This window comes from Pseudomonas shirazensis (genome assembly GCF_014268785.2).
Lineage (GTDB): Bacteria > Pseudomonadota > Gammaproteobacteria > Pseudomonadales > Pseudomonadaceae > Aquipseudomonas > Aquipseudomonas shirazensis.
In genome coordinates this window covers 1-1,642 of the sequence record NZ_JABWRD020000009.1, presented here as the reverse complement: position 1 = coordinate 1,642, position 1,642 = coordinate 1, and the positions used below count along the sequence as shown (strand labels likewise).

The 1,642-nt window shown below is 63.4% G+C and carries 2 protein-coding genes; both read left to right on the top strand.

All coding sequences use genetic code 11. The annotated features are described in order from the left end of the window. On the top strand, positions 1 to 1,127 hold a 1,127-nt coding region (locus HU736_RS21650), incomplete at its 5' end, for an RHS repeat-associated core domain-containing protein (RefSeq protein ID WP_217862401.1). A gap of 17 nt (positions 1,128 to 1,144) precedes the next feature. Continuing rightward, positions 1,145 to 1,642: hypothetical protein (locus tag HU736_RS21645; RefSeq protein WP_217862400.1), on the top strand; the 498-nt coding region annotated here is incomplete at its 3' end.

Sequence of the window (1,642 nt, the reverse complement as noted above, 5' to 3'; positions counted from 1 at the left end):
CCGACAACAGTGTACGCAGCCGCCACTACACCGCCCACGGCGCCGAGCCCGAGGACCCCGCAAACGGCCCCTATGGCTATGCCGGCGAACGCCGCGAGCCGTTGACCGGCTGGTATATCCCCGGCGGCTACCGGCCCTATGACCCCATCGTCATGGGCTTCCTCAGCCCCGACAGCGAGAGCCCGTTCGGCCGTGGTGGCCTGAACCCCTATACCTACTGCGGCGGCGACCCCGTCAACCGCATCGACCCGGACGGCCACGCCTGGTGGAACTGGCTGGTCGCCGGGATTGGCCTGGTGCTTGGCGCGGTCGCCGTCGTCGCCAGCTTCGGTGCCGCCGCACCCGCTGTCACGGCCATCGCCGCCGGCGGTATCGGCGCTCTCACGGCGAGCGGGGCCGCCGCCATTGGCGCCGCGACCCTGGGCGCCATCTCCCTGGGGACGGGGCTGGCGTCGACGGTGCTGGAAGCCACCGGGCATGACCAGAAGGCCGCGAGCATTCTGGGCTGGGTATCGCTCGGCACGGGCCTGGTGGGCTCTGCCCTGGAGATCGCACCGAAAGCAGCGGGTGCACTGGCTCGCAGCGCTGGCCGGGCAGTCACGAAAACTTCTGCACCTAAAGCGCCCATCCGGACAATAGGTAACTCCGATACTCTCTGGAAAAATCCCAACCCCAAAAACGTAGACGTCGCGTTCCATCGAAATCTTTTCGGCACGTCCGAAGCGGCATTTCAAACCGACGGAAGCAAGCTGGGAGGTTTGGTGAACAGTTCCGGAAAGCTACAGAAAGCGGCCAAGGTAGCGCGCGATGATATCGCCACGAGGCTCAACTCAATGCCGGATTATCTAGCTGACCCAGACAAGCCGATCGTGCTCATCGCCTGTCATGGAGCGAACTCAGGGGCTGCCCAGAAAGTGGCCAACGTCCTGAGACGTCCAGTGAAAGCGTTTGATGACGTCGTTCTCGTCCCCTCCATTGACGACCTCAACAAGCCCCTTAAATTTACTAAAAACTTTCAAAACAGTAATGCGCTCTATCAGAACTCAAGCACGATCGGAATCACCCCGTTCCCTGCGCCTAACCAGAATCTTGGATATGCGCAATGGAGAACGTTTTTACCACGATAGGGAAGGGGGAATGGACTATGCCTACCATCACCAACACTAAGCCCCTTCAGTGTTTGGCCACTCAAACTTTCGACGGTCTGGGCCGCCAGCTAACCGTCACGGTCGGCAGGCGCACCACCGGCTTCGACTACAAACCCGGCCAATTGCCCCCCGAGGCCAACGTGCTGGCCGACGGCAAGCGCGTTGCCTTCACCTACGAACCGGCCCTCGACAATCAGCTGCTGAGCATCGCCCCCGCAGGCGAGCCCGCCAACGCCTTCACCTTCCACCCCGACCTCGCCCTGCCCGCTTCCAGCAGCGGCCCGCTCGGCACGCTGGCCATGGCCTACAGCCCCTCCGGCAAAGCGCTCGAGGACACCTGGAGCGTCGATGGCAAGGCACACACCACCACCTGGCGCCACACCCTCAACGGCCTGCGCCAGGGCCTCGTCGACAGCCACGGCAGCGACCACCGCTACGAGTACGACCGCTTCGGCCGCCTGGAAAAGCATGTGCAGGATGACGTCAGCACTGCT